Here is a 19,054-nt window from a genome sequence, read left to right on the forward strand (position 1 = left end):
GTACAATGACTAAAACGACTTTCCTCAATTTTGAACAGCCGATCGCGGAACTCGATTCCAAGATCGAAGAGTTGCGTTTCGTGCAAGATGATTCGGCCGTCGACATCTCGGAAGAGATCGACCGCCTGGCCAAGAAGAGCCAGCAGCTGACCAAGGATATCTACGCCAAGCTGACGCCTTGGCAAGTGGCGCAGATCGCGCGCCACCCGCAACGCCCCTACACCATGGATTACGTGAATGAAATCTTTACCGATTTCCACGAATTGCATGGCGACCGCAGCTACGCGGACGATCTGTCCGTCGTCGGCGGCCTGGCCCGCTTCAACGGCCAGCCGTGCATGGTCATCGGCCACCAGAAGGGCCGCGACACGAAAGAGCGCGCCATGCGCAATTTCGGCATGCCGAAGCCGGAAGGCTACCGCAAGGCCATGCGCCTGATGAAAGTGGCGGAAAAGTTCAACTTGCCCATCTTCACCTTCGTCGACACGCCGGGCGCCTTCCCCGGCATCGATGCGGAAGAGCGCGGCCAGTCGGAAGCCATCGGCCACAACCTGTACGTGATGGCCGAGCTGAAAGTGCCGCTGATCGCCACCATCATCGGTGAAGGCGGTTCCGGCGGCGCGCTGGCCATTGCCGTGGGCGACGCCGTGCTGATGCTGCAATACTCGACCTATGCCGTGATCTCGCCGGAAGGCTGCGCCTCGATCCTGTGGAAGAGCGCCGAGCGCGCCGCCGACGCGGCCGAAGCGCTGGGCCTGACCGCCCACCGCCTGAAAGCCATGGGCCTGATCGACAAGATCATCAACGAACCGCTGGGCGGCGCCCACCGCGATCCGAAGCAGATGGCGACCTTGCTGAAACGCGCACTGGCCGACACCCTGCGCCAGTTCCACGGCATGAAAACCAAGGACCTGCTGGCCGCGCGCCATGAAAAACTGCTGAGCTACGGCAAGTTCAAGGAAACCACGCCGAGCGAGTAAGCCAGCGCAGGTCGACGTGGGTCGACGTGGGTCGGCGTAGGTCGGCTTAGCGCAGCGTAAGCCGACAAGACGTAAGTCGACAAGACGTAAGCCGACAAGACGTAAGCCGACAAGACGTAAGCCGACAAGACGTAAGCCGACAAGACGTAAGTCGACAAGACAGTAAAACACCAGGGACAGTCCGCTAAACGACACCATCCGTTTAGCCGCCTGTCCCTCTTTGCATTCCCGGAGTCCTGATTGAAAAAACAACAAACCGCCACCGTCGCCGATATCTTCGCCCGCGCCCTGGACGCCTGTGCGCCGCCAGCCGGCAGCACCGTCGGCATCGCCCTGAGCGGCGGCCTCGATTCCGCGGCCCTGCTGCACCTGGCGCATGCCTGGGCGCAAGAGCACGGCGTGGCCTTGCACGCGTTTCACGTGCACCATGGCCTGAGCCCGAACGCCGATGCCTGGCTGCTCCACTGCGCGCAATTGTGCGCCGGCTTGGGCATCGCCTTCGAGGCGCGCCGTGTCACCCTGGAAAAGAATGCGAAGACGGGCACGGAAGAAGCGGCCCGCAAGCGCCGTTACGCGGCCCTGGGCGAGCTGTGCGCCGCGCACGGCGTGCGCCTGCTGCTGACAGCCCACCATCAGGATGACCAGGCCGAGACGGTGCTGCTGCAACTGCTGCGCGGCTCCGGCACGGCGGGCTTGTCGGGCATGGATGGCGCCAACAGCGCCCCTGAGCTGCTGGGCAACCCGGACCTGGTGATGGCGCGCCCGCTGCTGCCCGTGGCGCGCAGGCAACTCGAAGCGTATGTGGCGCAACATGCGATCGCGCACATCCACGATGAATCGAACGACGATCCCCGCTTTGCCCGCAATGCCCTGCGGCATCAGGTGATGCCCGTACTGGCGCAGGCCTTTCCCGGCTTCCAGGAACGCTTCGCCCGCAGCGCCCAGCATGCGCAATCGGCGCAGCGCCTGCTCACGGAGCTGGCGACGCAGGATCTGGCAGCGTGCCTCGATGGCGACTGCATCGAACTGGCGAAATTGCGGGAATTAAGCGCGGACCGCTGCTACAACCTGCTGCGCCACTGGTTCGGCACGCGCGGCTTGCGCATGCCGTCGACGGCGTGGCTGGTGGAAATGCTGGCGCAATTGCTGGAAGCGCGGCCCGATGCGCAACTGCTGGTCACGCATCCCGAATGCCACGTGCGGCGCCACCGCGACCGGCTGTACCTGACGCCGAAGCTGAATGACCTGGCCGGCATGCGCGAGCGTGACGATGCGGGCATTCCCGGCCTGGAAAAAGCCGGCCAGCAATTTACGTGGCAGGGCGAGGCCAGCCTGGCCTTTCCCGCGTATGGCGGCGTGCTGCATTTCGATGCGGTGGAAGCGGGCGGCCAGGGTATCGATATTGCCTGGCTGCAAGCACAGACCCTGACCATCGATTTCCGCCAGGGCGGCGAGCGCCTGAAGCTGGCCTTGAACCGTCCCACCAAGAGCTTGAAATACCATTATCAGGCGTTTGACGTGCCCGCTTGGGAGCGTGAACGCCTGCCCCTTGTCTGTGCGGCGCAACAATTGCTGTATGCGGCCGGTATCGGTCTCGACTGCCATTGTCTGAGTCTGCTGGAGCGTCCCCGCGTGGCCTTGCGCTGGCAGTCCTGCTGAGCGCAGGGGCGGCCGCCACGGCCACTCTCGGGGTGGCCGGCAAGTGGCTGTCCATGCGCCCCCGACTGCATGGATTGGTTATTTCCATATGTGTAATTGGTATGAGCTAATGCGCTTTTTAGCTTGTTATTTTGCATTGCGGCATGTAGAGTAAAGCCCTCCTTTTTTATTCTTCTTGAGCGGAAACTTCACTCTTATGGCTTTAATCGTCCACAAATATGGCGGTACGTCGATGGGCTCGACTGACCGTATCAAGAATGTCGCCAAGCGCGTTGCCAAGTGGCACGACGCTGGGCATCAAATCGTGGTGGTGCCATCCGCCATGTCGGGCGAAACCAACCGCCTGATTGGACTGGCCAAGGAAATCATGGATCAACCCGATCCCCGTGAACTTGACATGATCGCCTCGACAGGCGAACAGGTGTCCGTCGGCCTATTGTCGATGGCACTGCTGGCGATCGGCAAACAAGCCGTATCCTATGCTGGCTGGCAAGTCGCGATCAAGACCGATTCCGCCTTTACCAAGGCACGCATCCAGTCGATCGATGACGAAAAGGTCAAGCGCGACCTCGATGCGGGCAAGATTGTCATCATTACCGGTTTCCAGGGCGTCGACGAACACGACAATATCGCGACGCTGGGCCGCGGCGGTTCCGACACCTCGGCCGTGGCGATCGCCGCGGCCATGAAGGCGGCCGAGTGCCTGATCTTCACGGACGTCGACGGCGTCTACACGACCGACCCGCGCGTGGTCTCCGAGGCGCGCCGCCTGAAGACCATCACCTTTGAAGAAATGCTGGAACTGGCTTCGCTGGGCTCCAAGGTGCTGCAAACGCGTTCGGTGGAATTTGCCGGCAACTACCGCGTTCCCACGCGCGTGCTGTCGTCGCTGACCGACCCGATGTTGCCGCTGGAAATAGAAGCCAATTCAGGCACCCTGATTTCGTTTGAGGAAGATACAAACATGGAACAAGCAGTCATCTCCGGCATCGCCTTCAACCGCGATGAAGCCAAAATCACCGTGCTCGGCGTGCCCGACCGTCCAGGCGTGGCCTACCACATCCTGGGACCGGTGGCGGACGCGAATATCGAAGTCGACATGATCATACAGAATCAGTCGGTCGACGGTAAAACGGACTTCACCTTCACCGTCTCGCGCGGCGAATACACGCGCGCGCTGGCCGTGCTGGAAGCGAACCGCGAATCGCTGGGCGCGGCCAGCATCACGGGCGACGCGAAAGTGTCGAAGCTGTCCGTCGTCGGCGTGGGCATGCGCAGCCACGTGGGCGTCGCATCGCAGATGTTCCGCACCTTGTCGGAAGAGGGCATCAACATCATGATGATCTCCACTTCCGAGATCAAGATTTCCGTCCTGATCGATGAAAAGTACATGGAACTGGCCGTGCGCGCGCTGCATAAAGCGTTCGAGCTGGAAAAAGCTTAAATATCTAAAAATATTGCCCCACGCCCTTGACCAAAGGGGGGGCAATCGATATTATGACGTTCGTCGCTGCAGCGCAGTTAGCTACAGAGACATAGTTGAGTAATCAGCTAGGAGACGTGGCCGAGTGGCCGAAGGCACATCCCTGCTAAGGATGCATACGGCTTATACCTGTATCGTGGGTTCGAATCCCACCGTCTCCGCCAGAATCAAATAAAAAAGCCTCCCCTGCGGGAGGCTTTTTTATTTGTCTGGACGGAACGGTGGGATTCGAAGACGGAGCGCCCTGAAGGGCGCGCAGGCTCTCCGAATCGCCCATCTGCCGCGCTGCGCGCGACCCCGTTGGCCGCGCAGCGGCCAATGCCGTCCCCTCATCTCAGGCAGTAGCGGCCAGTAGAGGCCAGCGCATGCGCCGGCCTCTGCGGGCGCCTGCGCCAACCGTTGCTCAGCAAGAGATTCTTTTTCACGCCCATGCCTCCCAACGTCCTTAAAAAATTGCATAATCCACAAATGCCGCACAGAAATTTCATTCTGGCCAGTGCGGCATATGCCAGCGACAGTGAGGCATGGTCCGGATTACCGAGGGGATACGCAAATGCAGCTACTTCGCCAAGTAAAACTGTCGCGCCGGCTGGCCTTGTTGGTCGCCATCTTTTCGCTGGGCTTGATCGTGTATGGCGGCTGGTCGCTGCGCGTGCTGCACGAATTGAAGGTCAACGGTCCCGTGTACCAGCGCATCGTGCAGGGCAAGGACCTGGTGGCCGACGTGCTGCCGCCGCCGGAATACATACTCGAATCCTACTTGGTCGCCTTCCAGCTGATGGCGTCCGACGACAGGGGCGCGCAAGACAAGCTGGTCGAACGCCTGAAGGCCTTGAAGGCCGACTACGATACGCGCCACCAGTTCTGGCGCACCCAGGGTCTCGACCGCGATATCGCCGATGCCTTGCTGGCGCAGGCGCATGCTCCTGCCGTGGCATTCTATGACACGGCATTCGCGCGTTTCATTCCGGCGCTGCAGGCGCAGGACAAGGCGGGCGTGGCCACTGCCATGGCGGCCATGGCGGCCAGCTACGACAGCCATCTGGCGGCCATCAACCGCGTCGTCGACATGACCAGCAAGCGTTCGGCCGCGTTCGAGACCGAGTCGGCCGACAGTGCGCGCTCGGCGACCGTGCTGCTGGCGGGTTTGCTGCTGGCATCGCTGGGCGTCAGCATCGCGGGCGCTGTGCTGATCACCCGCAGCATTACCGGTCCCTTGCAGGAGGCGCTCAAGGCCGCGCAGATGGTGGCGGCCGGCGACTTGACCAATCGCGTGGACAACCGTTTTTCCGACGAACCCGGTCAATTGCTGCAGGCGCTCGAAGCGATGAATGGCAGCCTGTCGCGCACCGTGGGGCAGGTGCGGATCAGCACGGAAAGCATTACCGTTGCTTCGCGCGAAATCGCCGCCGGCAATTTCGACCTGTCGTCGCGCACGGAAGCGCAAGCCAGTTCGCTGGAGGAAACGGCATCCGCGATGAAAGAGCTGACCAGCACGGTAAAGCAGAATGCCGACAATGCACGGCAGGCCAATCAGCTGGTGGTGTCGGCGTCGGAATTTGCCGTGCAAGGCGGACAGGTGGTCGAGCGCGTGGTCGATACCATGGGCGCCATCAATGCCAGCTCGCGCAAGATCGTCGATATTGTCGATGTGATCGACGGCATCGCCTTCCAGACGAATATCCTGGCCCTGAATGCGGCAGTCGAGGCGGCCAGGGCGGGCGAGCAGGGACGCGGTTTCGCCGTGGTGGCCAGCGAAGTGCGCAGCCTGGCGCAACGCTCCGCCGGTGCCGCGCGTGAAATCAAGGCCATGATCGGCGATTCGGTCGGGCGCGTCGATGCGGGCAGCAAGCTGGTGGACGAGGCGGGCGCCACGATGGAGAAGATCGTGACATCCGTCAAGCAGGTGGTCGACTTGATGAGCGAAATCGCCGCCGCCAGCCAGGAGCAGAGCCTGGGCATCGAGCAGGTCAACCAGGCCATCACGCAGATGGATGAGGTCACGCAGCAGAACGCCGCCCTGGTCGAAGAGGCGGCCGCTGCTGCCGGCAGCCTGGAAGAGCAGGCGGCCAGCCTGGTGCGGGAAGTGGGGGTGTTCAAGCTCGATGCCCATGCGCTTGCCTTGCCGGCGCGCGCCTGACGCCGTTTGCCGCCGCCTTGCCTGACGTGCGCAGCGGGCGACGCTGCCGCATGCGGTACAGTGGCGTGCCGGTCGATGCCACCGTGGCCTTGCCTGCGCGCCAATTCACTGCTATGGAAACAATATGAATACAACACATCGTGCAGTCGCCGCGGCCCTGTGCGCCAGCCTGTCGCCCGCCATGGCGGCGTCCAGCCCGGCCGCGCCGCCGTTCCTTGATGTGCTCGCCTATCAGTACGCCAATTGTGTCCAGCCTGCCTATCACCAGGCCGACCTGCTGGTACAGGATGGGGCGGGGCGCTACCAGATCGACGTCAAGGGGGCGGCCTACACGGTCGAACTGCAGGAACGCATGGGCTTTTCGCTGCAGGCGGGCATAGGCGGTCCCGTGGCGGCCGTCGTCAAGCTGGACCGGCCGCCACAGGGACAGTTCGCTGAGCAGGCGCGCTGGCGCGAGCGCTGGCTGGGCGACGTGGCCGAGCGCAGCGGCGTGGCGCTGGACGAGCGGGCGCTTGCGAACGGCGCGCGCCTGCTGACTGTCAACAAGGGCGAGATCAAGGGTAACTATGTGGGGCAGTCCCTGCTGTTCGATCCGGCACGGCAGTTGTTCATCGATATCGCGTGGCCGAACACGCTGGATATCTATCGCGGCCCCGATGCCCTGCGGCAGGTGCGGCAAGTGCAGGACGATGTCTGGCAACGCATGCTGTCCTGCCCGCCGGCCGCGTGAAGCCGGTCGCCTTCGCATATCCCTGCTGCGTGCACGTGCATACACAAATAATAATGATTCTCATTTATAATTCGGAGCTATGGGGGTGCAATGGGCTGGCGCCATGGCGCCACGGGTGGCGAAGGAGGGCATGATGGGCAGTGTGTATGGCAACGAGGACGCGATCGCGCATGAGCATCGTGTGCTGATGGGCGAATATGGCCGCGCGCAGGTGCGCTGCAGTGCGCAGCTGGCGGCGCAGGCGGCCCGCATCGCGCAGCTGGAGTCGGCATTGATGCGCGCGCGGGCGCAGGTCGTGATCCGCGATACGCGGCTGGCGCTGGCGCGCGAGGACCTGGCGGCACTGGCGGCCAGCGTGCCGGGCTTGCCGACGCGGGCGAGGCTGGCCCGCAAGGTCGAGTGGCTCAGCGAAAGAGTGCAGGACTTGATGCGCGAATTGTTGCGCCTGCAGTGGCTGCCGGCGCCTTCCGCCGTGCCTTTGCCTGCCTTGCAGGCCGACGTGCGCGAAAAAGCCGTGCTGTATGTGGGCAGCTATTTGACCCGGGATGCGGGCCAGGCTGCGGACGGCGCGCATATGGCGCAGCAGGCCGTCGAGCAGGCCGGCGGGCGCTTCCTCCACCATGCGGGTGGCGATGGCGGGGCCGACGACGCGGCGGCGCTGGAAGCGGACCTGGTGGCGGCCGACCTGGTGATTTGCCAGACGGGTTGCGTCAGCCACGATGCCTACTGGCGCGTGCACGACCATTGCAAGCGCACGGGCAAGCAGTGCGTGCTGGTGGACCAGCCGCAAGCCATGCATTTCGTGCGCAAGGAGGCGCTGGCCGATTTTTGATGCCGGATTAACGCACGCTTAATCCGCATGGGCCACAATGGCCGTCCATTCGATGTCATAGCGAGCGCCCATGCTGTCCCTGCAAATCGGCCCCCTGGCCCTGCCCACGGGCCTGGTCCTGTTGTTCGTTTCCCTGTGCGTCGCCTACGGCACGGCGTGGTGGCTGCGGAAGTACCGCCAGTTGCCGGACGCCGGGCCCCTCGTTTCCGACCTGCTGATTGCCGGCCTGCTGGCGGCGCGGCTGGCGTTCGTGCTGCGCTGGCACGAACAGTATCTGGCCGCTCCCTGGTCCATCATCAATATTCGCGACGGCGGCTTCATGGCGTCGGCCGGCATCGCCGCCGCGCTGGCCATGGCCGCGTGGCGCTGCCGGCGTCCCGCCATGGCGGCCCTGCGCCGGCCGCTGGCTGTCAGCGTGGCCTGCGGCGTGCTGGCCTGGGGCGTGTTGAGCGTAGGCATTGGGCTGGCGTACGACAAGCCGGCGGCCTTGCCGGCCGTGGCGCTGCGGACGCTGGACGGCACGTCCACCAGCCTGGCGGCGCTGGCCGGCGGCAAGCCCATGGTGGTCAACCTGTGGGCCAGCTGGTGCCCGCCATGCCGGCGCGAGATGCCCGTGCTGGCCGCCGCGCAGCAGGCACGCGCCGATATCGTGTTTGTGTATGCCAACCAGCGCGAGGATGCGGCGGCCGCCAACGCTTTCCTGGGCAGGAGCGGCGTGGCCTTGCGCAATGTGGTGCTCGACGGCGAGGCGGCGCTGGGCAAGGCGGCCGGCTCCTCGGCCCTGCCCACCACCCTGTTCTATGATGCGCGGGGGCGCCTGGTCGATACGCACCTGGGCGAATTGTCCGACGCCTCGCTGGCCAGCAAGCTGCAGAAGATCGCGCCGCCCTGACGCACATGCCCTGATCAGGCAGCCGCCATCGTTCGCGATGCGCGGCATTTTTTACGCCTGGCCGCCGGCCGGCTCTTTTCTGATAGTATACCCCCCTATAGTATTTATCGGAGTGAATCATGGGCCACACGGCGCACAACAAGACCAGGCTGCTCAATCGCGTCAAACGCATCCGCGGCCAGGTGGAAGGTTTGGAGCGGGGGCTGGAAGAGGGCCGCGACTGCGGCGAGGTGCTGCAACTGATCGCCGCCGTGCGCGGCGCCGTGAATGGCCTGATGGCCGAGGTCATCGAGGAGCACTTGCGCGAGCATGTCGCCAGTCCCGATATCTCCGGCGAGGAGCGGGCCAGGGGCGCCGACGACATCGCGGGCATCCTGCGCACCTACCTCAAATAAGGAGAACGCCATGAAAACGCACTCCCTCAGCGAAGACCTCTCCGCCTGGCAGCACGAACACGTGTTTGGCGCCGCCAGCGACAAGGCGGAACACCGCGCGCGCATCGTCATGTGGATCACCCTGGCCACCATGGTGCTGGAAATCGTCGCCGGCTGGTGGTACAACTCCATGGCCTTGCTGGCCGATGGCTGGCATATGAGCTCGCACGCGCTGGCCATCGGCCTGGCCGCGTTTGCGTATGCGGCCGCGCGCCGCTACGCGCGCGACCCCCGCTTCGCCTTCGGCACGTGGAAAATCGAGGTGCTGGCCGGCTATACCAGCGCCATCCTGCTGCTGGGCGTGGCCGTGCTGATGGTGGCGGCCTCCGTCGAGCGCCTGTTCTCGCCGCAGCCCATCCACTATCCGCAGGCGATGGCGGTGGCGGCTTTTGGCCTGGCAGTCAACCTGGTGTGCGCGCTGGTCCTCGGCGGGCACCACGACCACGATCACGATCACCATCATGGCCATGGGCATGACCATCACGATCATCATGGCCATGGCGAAGACCTGAACATGAAGGCCGCGTATATCCACGTGCTGGCCGACGCCGCCACCTCCGTGCTGGCCATCGTGGCGCTGGCCGGCGCGTGGGCTTACGGCTGGCAGTGGCTCGATCCCGTGATGGGCGTTGCTGGCGCCGTGCTGGTGGCGCTGTGGGCAAAAAAGCTGATGCTGGACACGGGCAAGGTCTTGCTGGACCGGGAAATGGACCACCCGGTGGTGGCGGAAATCCGCGAAGCCGTGGAGGTGGAAAACGCCGGCGACACGCCGCGCATCGTCGACCTGCACGTGTGGCGAGTCGGCAAGCAGCTGTATTCGTGCGCCTTGTCCGTCGTCAGCCGCGACGCCGGCCTGACGGCGGCACAGCTGCGCGCGCGCATCGGCATACACGAGGAAATTGTCCACAGCACCATCGAGATTATTCGCCGGCCTTGACAATGATGGCGAAAAAAGCCCGCTGATACGGGGCGTAGGCAGTATACTGTCGGCTTTTACAGCACGCGCTGTTCACCAGACAGAGAAGAAAATGAGCACATTACCACCATGCCCGCAATGCAAGTCCGAATTCACGTACGAAGATGGCAGCCAGTTGATCTGCCCTGAATGCGCGCATGAATGGTCGGCCACGGCTGCAGAAGCGGTGGAAGAGGGCGCCAAGGTGTACCGCGATTCGGCCGGCAATATCCTGCAGGACGGCGACACGGTCAGCGTCATCAAGGACTTGAAATTGAAGGGCGGCGGCGGTGTCGTCAAGATGGGCACCAAGGTCAAGAACATCCGCCTGGTCGACAGCGACCACGATATCGACTGCAAGATCGACGGCTTCGGTTCCATGAGCCTCAAAACCGAGTTCGTCAAGAAGGTGTAAGGCTTTTACCTGTAACACGGCGCGCCGGCTTCCTTCCTGCGCGCCGTTTTTTTATTCGGAATCCATGCAAATCGATCATCTGCGCCAGCGCCTGCGCGCCCTGGGCGCCAAGCCCCTGCACGAACAGCGCGTGCTGCGCGACTGGATACAGGCGCAGCCGCACGACCAGGGACGGCGCCGCGCCGCAGACTTTTTGCCGCTGCCCGTGCGCGAGGCCTTGCCGGCGCTCGACCTCGAATTGCAGGGCATGCTGAAACTGCTCAGCACCCATCCGGGCGCCGACGGTTCCGCGCGCCTGCTGGTGGGGCTGCACGATGGTCAGACGGTGGAAAGCGTGCTGCTGCCGCGCGACGGCCTGTGCGTGTCGAGCCAGGTTGGTTGCGCCGTCGGCTGCCAGTTCTGCATGACGGGCCGCGACGGCTTGATCCGGCAAGTCACCAGCGGCGAGATCGTGGCGCAGGTGGTGCTGGCGCGCACCCTGCGGCCCGTGAAAAAAGTCGTCTTCATGGGCATGGGCGAACCGGCGCATAACTTGAACAATGTGATGGAAGCGATCGAACTGCTGGGCACCGAGGGCAATATCGGCCACAAGAACCTCGTGTTTTCCACCGTGGGCGACCCGCGCGCCTTCGAGCGCCTGCCGCGGGGGCGGGTCAAGCCGGCGCTGGCGCTGTCGCTGCACACCACCAAGCCCGAGCTGCGCGAACAGCTGCTGCCGCGCGCGCCCAAATTATCCCCGCGTGAACTGGTGGATTTCGGCGAGTCGTATGCGCGCCTGACCGGCTACCCGGTGCAGTATCAATGGACCTTGCTGGAAGGCGTCAACGATGGCGACGACGAGATGGATGGCATCGTCGCGCTATTGCAGGGCAAGTACGCCGTGCTCAACATGATCCCGTATAACACGATCGACGACTTGCCGTTCCGGCGCCCCAGCTGGGACAAGGCGCGCGCCATTGCCGCCGCCCTGCACGCGCGCGGCGTACTGACCAAGCTGCGCGATTCGGCCGGGCAGGACGTGGAGGGCGGCTGCGGGCAGTTGCGGGCGCGCGAAGCCAAGGGCAAGGTCATTCCCATCCGTACCAGCGTGACGGCGTAGGTCGGATTAGCGAAGCGTAATCCGACATTCGCCCATACGTCAACAATGGTGTCGGATTACGCGGTGCCCGCTAATCCGACCTACTCGGTTCACACCCCACCGAGCAAATCGTTTTCATTCAGGATCGCAAACGCGATCTCGGGATGCGCCGCCAGGCAGCGCCGCACGGCGGCCGGGATGGCGGCGCGCGTCTTGCGGCACAGGCCGGGCCGTTCCAGCAGGCGGATCTGGAAGCCGCGCACGGTGCGCACTTCGCCGCTGCCCGGCGCGATCTGCAGTTCCACGTCGAGGTTGGCCTTCAAGCGCCGCTGCAGCTGCTTCAGCTGCGCATACGTGGCGATGCCGTCGATATGCGCGAGCAGGCGCTTTTCCTCCGTCAGGTTCAGGCGCAGGATGGCGAGGTCCGCCAGCGGATCGTGCAGCAGGCAGTCGCGTTCGCAGTCGCACAGCTGCGGCGGGCACTCCTTGCGGACTTCAAAGTCGACGATGCGCATGCGCGGTTTCCAGGGCCAGGAAAGGATGCAGCAAGTATCGTCCGCCGCCTGGCGCGTGTCAATCGGCGCGCCGCCGGTCAGCGCGGGCTGACGATCAGGCGCCAGCGGATTGCGCCCTGCTCGCTGCTGTGCTGATGGTGGTTTTGCGGCGGCATGACGTGGCCTTCCGTCGACACGATCTCGTGCGCGCAGCCGTCGCAGCGGTAGATGCCCGAATACGGCACGGCTTCGCCGGGCGAGGTCAGTTCATCGAAACGCGGGTGCATGGAGCGGGCCACGTAGCTGGGGTTCTTGTAGTCGGCCATGGGTTCCTCGGAAAGTGGGCAGGTCCCCATTCTGGCACACAATCGCGTGCGGGCTTGACCGCGTGTCTTGGCGTGCGCGCCGCCCTGTGTTGTAATGTTGATCATCCCGATTGAGTACGCAAGGCCATGAGAACCCGTATCAAGATTTGCTGCATCGCTTCCATCGACGAAGCGCAATTGGCCATTGCCGCCGGCGCCGACGCGCTGGGCCTGGTGGCGGCCATGCCGTCCGGCCCCGGCCCGATTCCCGACGCGCACATCGCGCAGATTACCGACTGGGTGCCGCCGCCCGTGGCCACGTTCCTGCTGACGTCCGAGACGACGGCGCAGGCCATCGCCGAACACGTGCGCGCCACGCAGCCGTCCACCGTGCAGATCGTCGGCCATATCGACCCGCGTGAGGCGCAGGAACTGGCGCGCCTGCTGCCGCACGTGCGGCGCGTGCAGGTGATCCACGTGGAAGGCCCCGAGGCGTTGGCGCTGATCCCCGCCTACGCGCCCCATGTGCACGCCTTCTTGCTCGATTCGGGCCGCCCGGGCGCCTTGGTTCCGGAACTGGGCGGTACGGGCCGCACGCACGACTGGTCCGTCAGCGCGCGCTTCGTGCGCGCCAGCCCCCGTCCCGTCTTCCTGGCCGGTGGCCTCGATGCGAACAACGTGATGGAGGCGCTGCGCCAGGTGCGCCCCTACGGCATCGACCTGTGCTCGCGCGTGCGCACGGACGGCAAGCTCGATGTCATGAAGCTGGCCTTGCTGATGGCGGCCGTGCGCGACGTGGATGCGGCGCTGTACGCCGAAGGTTAATCCGTTATTGTCAATGTGTTCATCTCGCGCACGAACGCTTCCGTAAACGCGGCCACCATGCCGCCCGCCGCGCGCGGCGAGATCAGGCCGACGACGGAATGCGATTCCTCGTCCGGCAGGGCGACAAACCGCACGCCGGGCGGCGCCGCCAGGCGCATGCTGGCGGGGACGATGGCGATGCCCATATTGGCCTCGATCAGGTTCAGCTGCGAGGTCTTGCGCGACAGGGCGCGCGCCGCCTTCGGAAAGAAGCCCTGCGCCAGGCACAGGCCCGCCACCAGGTAACTGAGGCCACCGCGATCCTTGTGCGGGATCGAGACGAACGCTTCGTCGCGCAGGGCGGCAATCGTCGTGCGCTCCAGCGCGGCCAGCGGCGAGGCGGCCGACACGGCCACCACCAGCTTTTCCGCAAACAGTTCGCGCACGACGATATTGGCGTGCTTGCGCAAGGTGGGCAGGCGCACCAGGCCCAGGTCGGCGCGGCCTTCCTCGATGTCAAACGCCTGGTTTTCCGACGAACCCTTCGATACGTCCAGCGTAACACCGGGAAACTGCGCCAGCAGCCGGTTCAGCACGGCGCCGATGGCGGGCGTGAGGGTGACGGAGCTTGAATGCAGCAGGCGGATGATGCCTTGTGCGCCTTGTCCCACGTGGCGCGTCTGGCGCACGGTTTCATCGATGTCTTCCAGGATGCGTTTGGCCCGATCATAAAAGACCTGTCCGGCCGGCGTGAGTTCGATATGGCGCGCGTCGCGCGTGAGCAGCAGGGCCTGCACCTCGCCCTCGAGCTCCTTGATCTGCCGGCTCAGCGCCGATTGCGCGATGTACAGCTTTTCCGCCGCGCGCGAATAGCTGCCCGCATCGACGACTTCGACAAAATAGCGGAACTGTCTGATGGAAATCAATCGTATGCCTTTTCGAGATTGGTGACTGCCTGATTTGATATTAGCCTGGACTCCGCATGCACGCTACAGTGCATTGGTCTGCTGTCACTGCAAAGGAAAGACCATGCTGGAATTGCTCGGGGTGCTGGGAGTACTTGTCAGTATTATCGTAAAACTGATTTTCGTCCAGATCGGCGGCGCGGCCGAGGGCAAGGAGGACTAATATGCCAGCGTCGCCACATACGGTGCCTGCAACGCCAGCGTTTTCAGGCGGCAGGCCGGTGCGGCCCCATTCCACTCCGCCAGCGGCAGCCCCGCGCACTTGAGCGCCGCCTCGCGCGTCGTCCACGCCTGCGCCAGGGCCAAGGGGCGCTGCGCATAGGGCAAGGCGGCCAGTTCTGCGGCTGCCTGCGGCCCCAGGTAGTCGCGCGCCAGATCGAACCAGTCGGCAATGTCCTGCACGCGCATCACGTCGATGCCGACAGCGCCATGCAGATGGACGGCGGCCAGCGACATGCCTTCGTCATGCGTGAATGACAAACTTGCCGCGCGGCCGGCCAGCAGCAAGCGGGGAGGGGTGCCCGGCGTCGATTCCACCGAAATCGATTCGATATCCATCTTCAGCCACTGCGCCGCCGCTGCCCGCACGGCGGCGCGGATGCGCAAGCGGGCCTCCAAGCGCGGCAGCACGGCGGCAATGCCGATCACCAGCACGCCGTCGCCCGCCCACAGCACGGTGGCATCCATCAGCTGCGATCAGCTACGCAAAGGCGCGGCCGGGCAGCCGGCCCAGTTGCTGCCGGCGGGGATGTGCTCGCCCTTCATCACCAGGGTCAGCGGTCCCAGGCGCGCATTGTCGCCCACCCTGGCGCTGTACAGCACGGAGCTGCGCGGCCCCATGTAGACGCGCTGGCCGATCTCCACGTGGTCGATCTTCATCACGCGGTCTTCGAACAGATGCGTCTGCGGGCAGGTGAGGGCGTTCAATTCGCTGTAGTCGCCGATGTGCACGCAGTCGAATTCCGTGATGTCCGTCGTGTCCATGTAGACGCCGCGGCCGATCTTGCAGCCGAACAGGCGGAAAGCCAGCGGCAGCCACGGCGTGCCGCGCAGGTAGCGCATGAAGTTGGGCACGGCGATGCCTTCATACAGGTTCGTCACGCCTTCCGAAATCCACACGAATGGCGTCCACATGGGCGCCGCGTGCTTGCGGTAGCGTCCCAGCAGCAGCCACTTGAACAGCACCACCACCAAAAAATTGCCGATGCCGTAGGCGATGCCGGCAATGGCCAGGTCGCCCACCACTTCGCCCCAGCGCCCGGCGCCCGCGATCGGCATCACGTCCAGCACCAGCGTATAGCCGACGGCGATCACCACCGCGTGCGGCGCGACGATGCGGAAGGCTTCGATCAGGCTGCGGCCCAGGCGGCGCAGCATGGATGGCTTGAAGGTCAGGTGCTCGGCAAAGCCGCTGACCTGTTCGCGCGCGGGCAGGTGCATGGGCGGGGAGCCCAGCCAGGTGTCGCCGCTGTGCATCTGCTCATTGCGCGGCGCGTGCGTGTGCACGCCGATCAGCACGTGCTCGGGCAGCACGGTGCCGTCCGGGATATAGCTGCCGTTGCCGACAAAGCTGCGGTGCGAGATGATAGTGGGGCGCATGGTCATCCAGCCGCCGTCGATCTGCTCGTCGCCCAGCATGACGGCGTCGGCGATGAAGGTGTCGTCGCCCAGGGTCAGCATGTCGGGCACCACGCCCAGCGCCGTGGAAATCTCGGCGCCCTTGCCCACCTTGGCGCCCAGCAGACGGTACCAGTATGGCGCGTAGACGGTGGCGTAGATGCCGTGCAGGACGTTCAGGCTCGATTCCTGGATATGGCTGACCAGCCACTTGGCGCAATAGATATTGCTGTGCACGGGCGAGCTGCCCGGTTTCAGGCGGGGCAGCGCGCCCCAGCGGATGGCGGCCGACAGCAGGGCGGTCAGCACGATCAGCACGGCGCTGGCGGGGAAGGCCAGCAGGAAGTAACGGGCCAGCTGTGTCGTCACGTCGCGCCCCTGCAGCCACGGCATCATTTCGCGCTCGTCGAACCAGTCGATCAGCACGAAGCTGGGGAAGACGGGCATGAAGAACAGCACGGCGATCAGGACCATGCCAAAGCAGAAGAACAGGGTTTCGCCCGTCAGGCGCAGGCGCGAGACGGCGGGGCGCGGCGGCTGGCTGGAAGGATCAAACGCTTTGACATCGCGCGCGGGCGAGCCAGTCCAGACCCTGCCGGCGGGCACCGAAGCGCCATCGGCCAGCGCCGATTGTCCCTCCAGGTGGCCGAAGGCGCCTACTTTGGTATTGCCTTCCAAAATCGCGTAAGAGCTGATGCAGGCATCGTCGCCGATGCTGATCTGGCCCAGCAGCAGACGGCCCCGTTCCACGCGGGCGTTTTCAAAGTTGACGGCATTGCCCACGCTGACGTTGTCGCCGATGGACAGCAGGTCTGGCGCGCGCAGGGTCATCGAGCCGATGACCACTTCCTTGCCCACTTTCGCGCCCAGCGCGCGCAGCCACCAGCTGTTCAGGGACGAGCCGCTGAGCAGATACGCGGGCGCCGATTCGACCAGGCGGTCGGCCAGCCACCAGCGGTAGTATGTCAGCCCCCAGAGCGGATAGCTGCCCGGCTTCAGGCGCCCGGCGATCAGCCACTTGCCGGCAATCGCAATGGCAAATTCGGCCAGGGTGGCGAGCAAGAACACGCCGATCGAGGCGGCGATGGCGCGCGGTACGGTGTCGCCCGTGTCGCCCGTGAAGAAGTGGTAGGTGAAGAAGGGCGCCATCCACTGCGCCATGCGCAGGGTGACGAGGCCCGGCACGGCCGCCGCCTGGGCCGCGCCGCAGATCCAGCGCTTCAGGGCGGACGGCGGCGTCCATGGCGCTTCCGGCGTGGCCAGCGCGGGCGCTTCACCCAGCACGGCGGCGATCTTGCCGATCTGCCGGTTCTGGTAGATGTCGCGCACCGTCATGTGGGCGTAGGCCGGATCGGCGCGCAGGGCGGATGCCAGGCGGGCGGCCAGGAAGGAGTGGCCACCGAGGTCGCTGAAGAAATCCAGCTGGCGCAGGATGGCCTGGCCCGGGAACAGCTTGGCCAGCGCCGCGAACAGCGCCGCTTCGGCCGGCGTTTCCGGCACGTCCGATACACCCGCCTCGCCGGCCGGCGGCGTCGAGAGCGGCATGGCTTTCAAGGCCTTCCTGTCGATCTTGCCCGAGGTGAGGCGCGGCATCAGCGGCAGCAATTCAAAACGGCCCGGCACCATATATGGCGGCAAGTGCAGGTTCAGGGCTGCGCGCAGGGTTTTTGCCGCCAGCGCCTCGTCGGACGCCTCGTCGCTGCCGACGATATACGCGACCAGCTGGTCGATGCCGTCATCCTTGCGCAGCAGGACGGCCACCGTGCCCACGCCCGGCTGCTGCGCCAGCACGGCTTCGATTTCGCCCAGCTCCACGCGGAAGCCGCGTATCTTGACCTGGTCGTCGGCGCGGCCCAGGCACAGCACCTGGCCGCCCGCATCGATGCGGGCCAGGTCGCCCGTGCGGTACAGGCGCGCGTCATCGTCGCTGGTCGCCCAAGGGTTGGGCAGGAATTTTTCCACCGTCAGGTCGGGCCGGCCCAGGTAGCCTTCGGCCAGGCCGGGGCCGATGATGCACAATTCTCCCGTTTCGCCGCGCGCCAGCAATGTCAAGGGACGGTTCTCGCCCGGCTCGGCCACCTGCAGCACCAGCAAACCATAGTTGGGCAGCGGCGTGCCGATGGTGACGGGCACGCCGGGCTGCAGGCGCGCCAGGCTGCACGAGACGGTCGCTTCCGTCGGGCCATAGGTGTTGAACATGGCGCGGCCCGGGCGCGACCAGCGCTCGACGAGGGATTCGGGGCACATCTCGCCACCCAGGTTGATCAAACGCAAACTGGGCACTTCTTCCGCGAACAGGGCCAGCAGGGTCGGCACGGCGTGGAGAACGGTGACCTTGTTGTCGGCCAGCGCGCGCGGCAAGGCTTCCGGATCGCCCGAGATCTCCTTCGGTCCCAGCCACAGGGTGGCGCCCACCAGGTAGGCGATCCAGATTTCCTCGAACGACATGTCGAAGGCGACGGAAAAGCCCTGGTAGACGGTGTCGTCTTGCGTCACTTCCAGCACGGCGTTTTCGCTGCGCAGGAAGTGGCAGATGCTGCGCTGATTGATCAATATGCCTTTTGGCTTGCCCGTCGAGCCGGACGTGTAGATGACGTACGCCGGGTGTTCTGGCAGCACGGCGCCGCGCGCGGGCAGCAGTTCGCCCGGCGCGGCGGGTGCCAGCAGGCTTTCCGCCGTCCACACGGGACGCTGGACGCCAGCCTGCTCCAGGCGCGGCGCGAACTGCGCGCAGCTGACGACGCCAGCGCCATTGGCGTCATCGAGGCACACTTGCAGGCGTTCGACGGGCGTGTCTTCATCGACGGGCAGCCAGGCGGCGCCCGCCTTGGCGATGGCCGCCTGCATCAGCAGCAGAGGGGCGCCGCGCGGCAGCCACAGTCCGACGATGTCGCCGGGCTTGACGCCGGCCGCCACCAGGCGCGACGCGGCCAGGCCAGCCTGCGCATCGAGTTCGGCATAGCTGATGCGGCGCGCGCCGTCGATCAGGGCGATGTGCTGCGGGCAGCGGCGCGCCGTCGCTTCGAGCAGGTCGGCCAGCACTTCCTCGCGCAGCAGATCCGGTCGCGGCGGGCCGTACAGGATGTCGGCGTGGGTGGAAGGGATGCCTGGACTGGCTGCGGTGAAATCGTTCATGGATGACGCTTATCTGTAATGCTGTGTGAGGAATCTGACGGGCTGCGCATGGTGCGCGGCACAGTTGATACCTTACAGCACGCCAGACATTTCAGCGTTGCAGAACGGGGAATTTTGTGGGACTTTCAATAATTAT

The 19,054-nt window shown here is 65.0% G+C and carries 18 protein-coding genes and 1 tRNA gene; 13 read left to right on the forward strand and 6 right to left on the reverse strand.

Features of this window, described 5'->3' with window-relative positions:
• Positions 1 to 5 precede the first annotated feature (5 nt).
• Positions 6 to 980: an acetyl-CoA carboxylase carboxyltransferase subunit alpha gene (locus AC3RCJ_RS11375; protein ID WP_065308858.1), complete on the forward strand. Its 975-nt coding sequence runs from the start codon at positions 6 to 8 to the stop codon at positions 978 to 980.
• A gap of 46 nt (positions 981 to 1,026) precedes the next feature.
• Here AC3RCJ_RS11375 and AC3RCJ_RS11380 read toward each other — a convergent pair whose 3' ends face one another.
• Positions 1,027 to 1,143, reverse strand: coding sequence for a pentapeptide repeat-containing protein (locus AC3RCJ_RS11380; protein WP_492960245.1), 117 nt, complete (start codon positions 1,141 to 1,143; stop codon positions 1,027 to 1,029).
• Positions 1,144 to 1,220: 77 nt separating this feature from the next.
• Between AC3RCJ_RS11380 and tilS the strand changes: the two genes are divergently transcribed.
• From tilS to AC3RCJ_RS11435, 11 genes are all read left to right on the forward strand, one after another.
• On the forward strand, positions 1,221 to 2,639 hold the full coding sequence (gene tilS / locus AC3RCJ_RS11385) for a tRNA lysidine(34) synthetase TilS (protein ID WP_492960010.1): 1,419 nt from the start codon (positions 1,221 to 1,223) through the stop codon (positions 2,637 to 2,639).
• Between the two features lie 196 nt (positions 2,640 to 2,835).
• Positions 2,836 to 4,083, forward strand: coding sequence for an aspartate kinase (locus tag AC3RCJ_RS11390; protein ID WP_035817435.1), 1,248 nt, complete (start codon positions 2,836 to 2,838; stop codon positions 4,081 to 4,083).
• 110 nt (positions 4,084 to 4,193) lie between these two features.
• Positions 4,194 to 4,286: transfer RNA gene (locus tag AC3RCJ_RS11395), tRNA-Ser, on the forward strand.
• A gap of 389 nt (positions 4,287 to 4,675) precedes the next feature.
• The gene (locus AC3RCJ_RS11400) at positions 4,676 to 6,262 is read left to right on the forward strand and encodes a methyl-accepting chemotaxis protein (protein ID WP_492960012.1); all 1,587 of its coding nucleotides are present in this window, start codon (positions 4,676 to 4,678) and stop codon (positions 6,260 to 6,262) included.
• Between the two features lie 124 nt (positions 6,263 to 6,386).
• The gene (locus AC3RCJ_RS11405) at positions 6,387 to 6,992 is read left to right on the forward strand and encodes a hypothetical protein (protein WP_492960014.1); all 606 of its coding nucleotides are present in this window, start codon (positions 6,387 to 6,389) and stop codon (positions 6,990 to 6,992) included.
• 274 nt (positions 6,993 to 7,266) lie between these two features.
• The gene (locus AC3RCJ_RS11410) at positions 7,267 to 7,824 is read left to right on the forward strand and encodes a DUF2325 domain-containing protein (RefSeq protein ID WP_492960247.1); all 558 of its coding nucleotides are present in this window, start codon (positions 7,267 to 7,269) and stop codon (positions 7,822 to 7,824) included.
• A 70-nt stretch (positions 7,825 to 7,894) separates the two neighbouring features.
• Positions 7,895 to 8,716 carry a TlpA family protein disulfide reductase gene (locus AC3RCJ_RS11415; RefSeq protein ID WP_492960016.1) on the forward strand — a complete coding sequence of 274 codons (822 nt, stop codon included), beginning with the start codon at positions 7,895 to 7,897 and terminating at the stop codon, positions 8,714 to 8,716.
• 119 nt (positions 8,717 to 8,835) lie between these two features.
• Positions 8,836 to 9,111, forward strand: coding sequence for a metal/formaldehyde-sensitive transcriptional repressor (locus tag AC3RCJ_RS11420; RefSeq protein WP_070311924.1), 276 nt, complete (start codon positions 8,836 to 8,838; stop codon positions 9,109 to 9,111).
• Positions 9,112 to 9,121: 10 nt separating this feature from the next.
• A complete protein-coding gene (gene dmeF / locus AC3RCJ_RS11425; protein ID WP_492960018.1) occupies positions 9,122 to 10,087 on the forward strand; it encodes a CDF family Co(II)/Ni(II) efflux transporter DmeF in 966 nt (321 codons plus the stop codon).
• A 91-nt stretch (positions 10,088 to 10,178) separates the two neighbouring features.
• Complete coding sequence (locus AC3RCJ_RS11430) at positions 10,179 to 10,520, forward strand: zinc ribbon domain-containing protein YjdM (protein WP_092712606.1); 342 nt, start codon at positions 10,179 to 10,181, stop codon at positions 10,518 to 10,520.
• 64 nt (positions 10,521 to 10,584) lie between these two features.
• Entirely contained in the window at positions 10,585 to 11,619 is a 1,035-nt protein-coding gene (locus AC3RCJ_RS11435; protein WP_492960020.1) for an RNA methyltransferase, read from the forward strand.
• A gap of 89 nt (positions 11,620 to 11,708) precedes the next feature.
• On the opposite strand, the gene AC3RCJ_RS11440 is transcribed toward AC3RCJ_RS11435, so the two are convergent.
• Both AC3RCJ_RS11440 and AC3RCJ_RS11445 read right to left on the reverse strand, forming a co-directional pair.
• Positions 11,709 to 12,113, reverse strand: coding sequence for a hypothetical protein (locus AC3RCJ_RS11440; protein ID WP_492960022.1), 405 nt, complete (start codon positions 12,111 to 12,113; stop codon positions 11,709 to 11,711).
• Positions 12,114 to 12,190: 77 nt separating this feature from the next.
• Positions 12,191 to 12,418, reverse strand: coding sequence for a hypothetical protein (locus AC3RCJ_RS11445; protein WP_070218305.1), 228 nt, complete (start codon positions 12,416 to 12,418; stop codon positions 12,191 to 12,193).
• Positions 12,419 to 12,544: 126 nt separating this feature from the next.
• On the opposite strand from AC3RCJ_RS11445, the gene AC3RCJ_RS11450 reads away from it, so the two are divergent.
• Positions 12,545 to 13,222, forward strand: a complete 678-nt coding sequence (locus AC3RCJ_RS11450; protein WP_492960024.1) for a phosphoribosylanthranilate isomerase — start codon at positions 12,545 to 12,547, stop codon at positions 13,220 to 13,222.
• Here AC3RCJ_RS11450 and AC3RCJ_RS11455 read toward each other — a convergent pair.
• The 3 genes from AC3RCJ_RS11455 to AC3RCJ_RS11465 form a co-directional block, all read right to left on the reverse strand.
• The gene (locus AC3RCJ_RS11455; RefSeq protein ID WP_492960026.1) at positions 13,219 to 14,127 is read right to left on the reverse strand and encodes a LysR family transcriptional regulator; all 909 of its coding nucleotides are present in this window, start codon (positions 14,125 to 14,127) and stop codon (positions 13,219 to 13,221) included. The genes AC3RCJ_RS11450 and AC3RCJ_RS11455 overlap by 4 nt on opposite strands.
• A 198-nt stretch (positions 14,128 to 14,325) precedes the next feature.
• Positions 14,326 to 14,853, reverse strand: a complete 528-nt coding sequence (locus AC3RCJ_RS11460) for a 4'-phosphopantetheinyl transferase family protein (RefSeq protein WP_492960028.1) — start codon at positions 14,851 to 14,853, stop codon at positions 14,326 to 14,328.
• A gap of 9 nt (positions 14,854 to 14,862) precedes the next feature.
• A complete protein-coding gene (locus AC3RCJ_RS11465; protein ID WP_492960030.1) occupies positions 14,863 to 18,918 on the reverse strand; it encodes a Pls/PosA family non-ribosomal peptide synthetase in 4,056 nt (1,351 codons plus the stop codon).
• Positions 18,919 to 19,054 lie beyond the last annotated feature (136 nt).

The organism is Janthinobacterium sp. GW822-FHT07H11 (assembly GCF_058798615.1).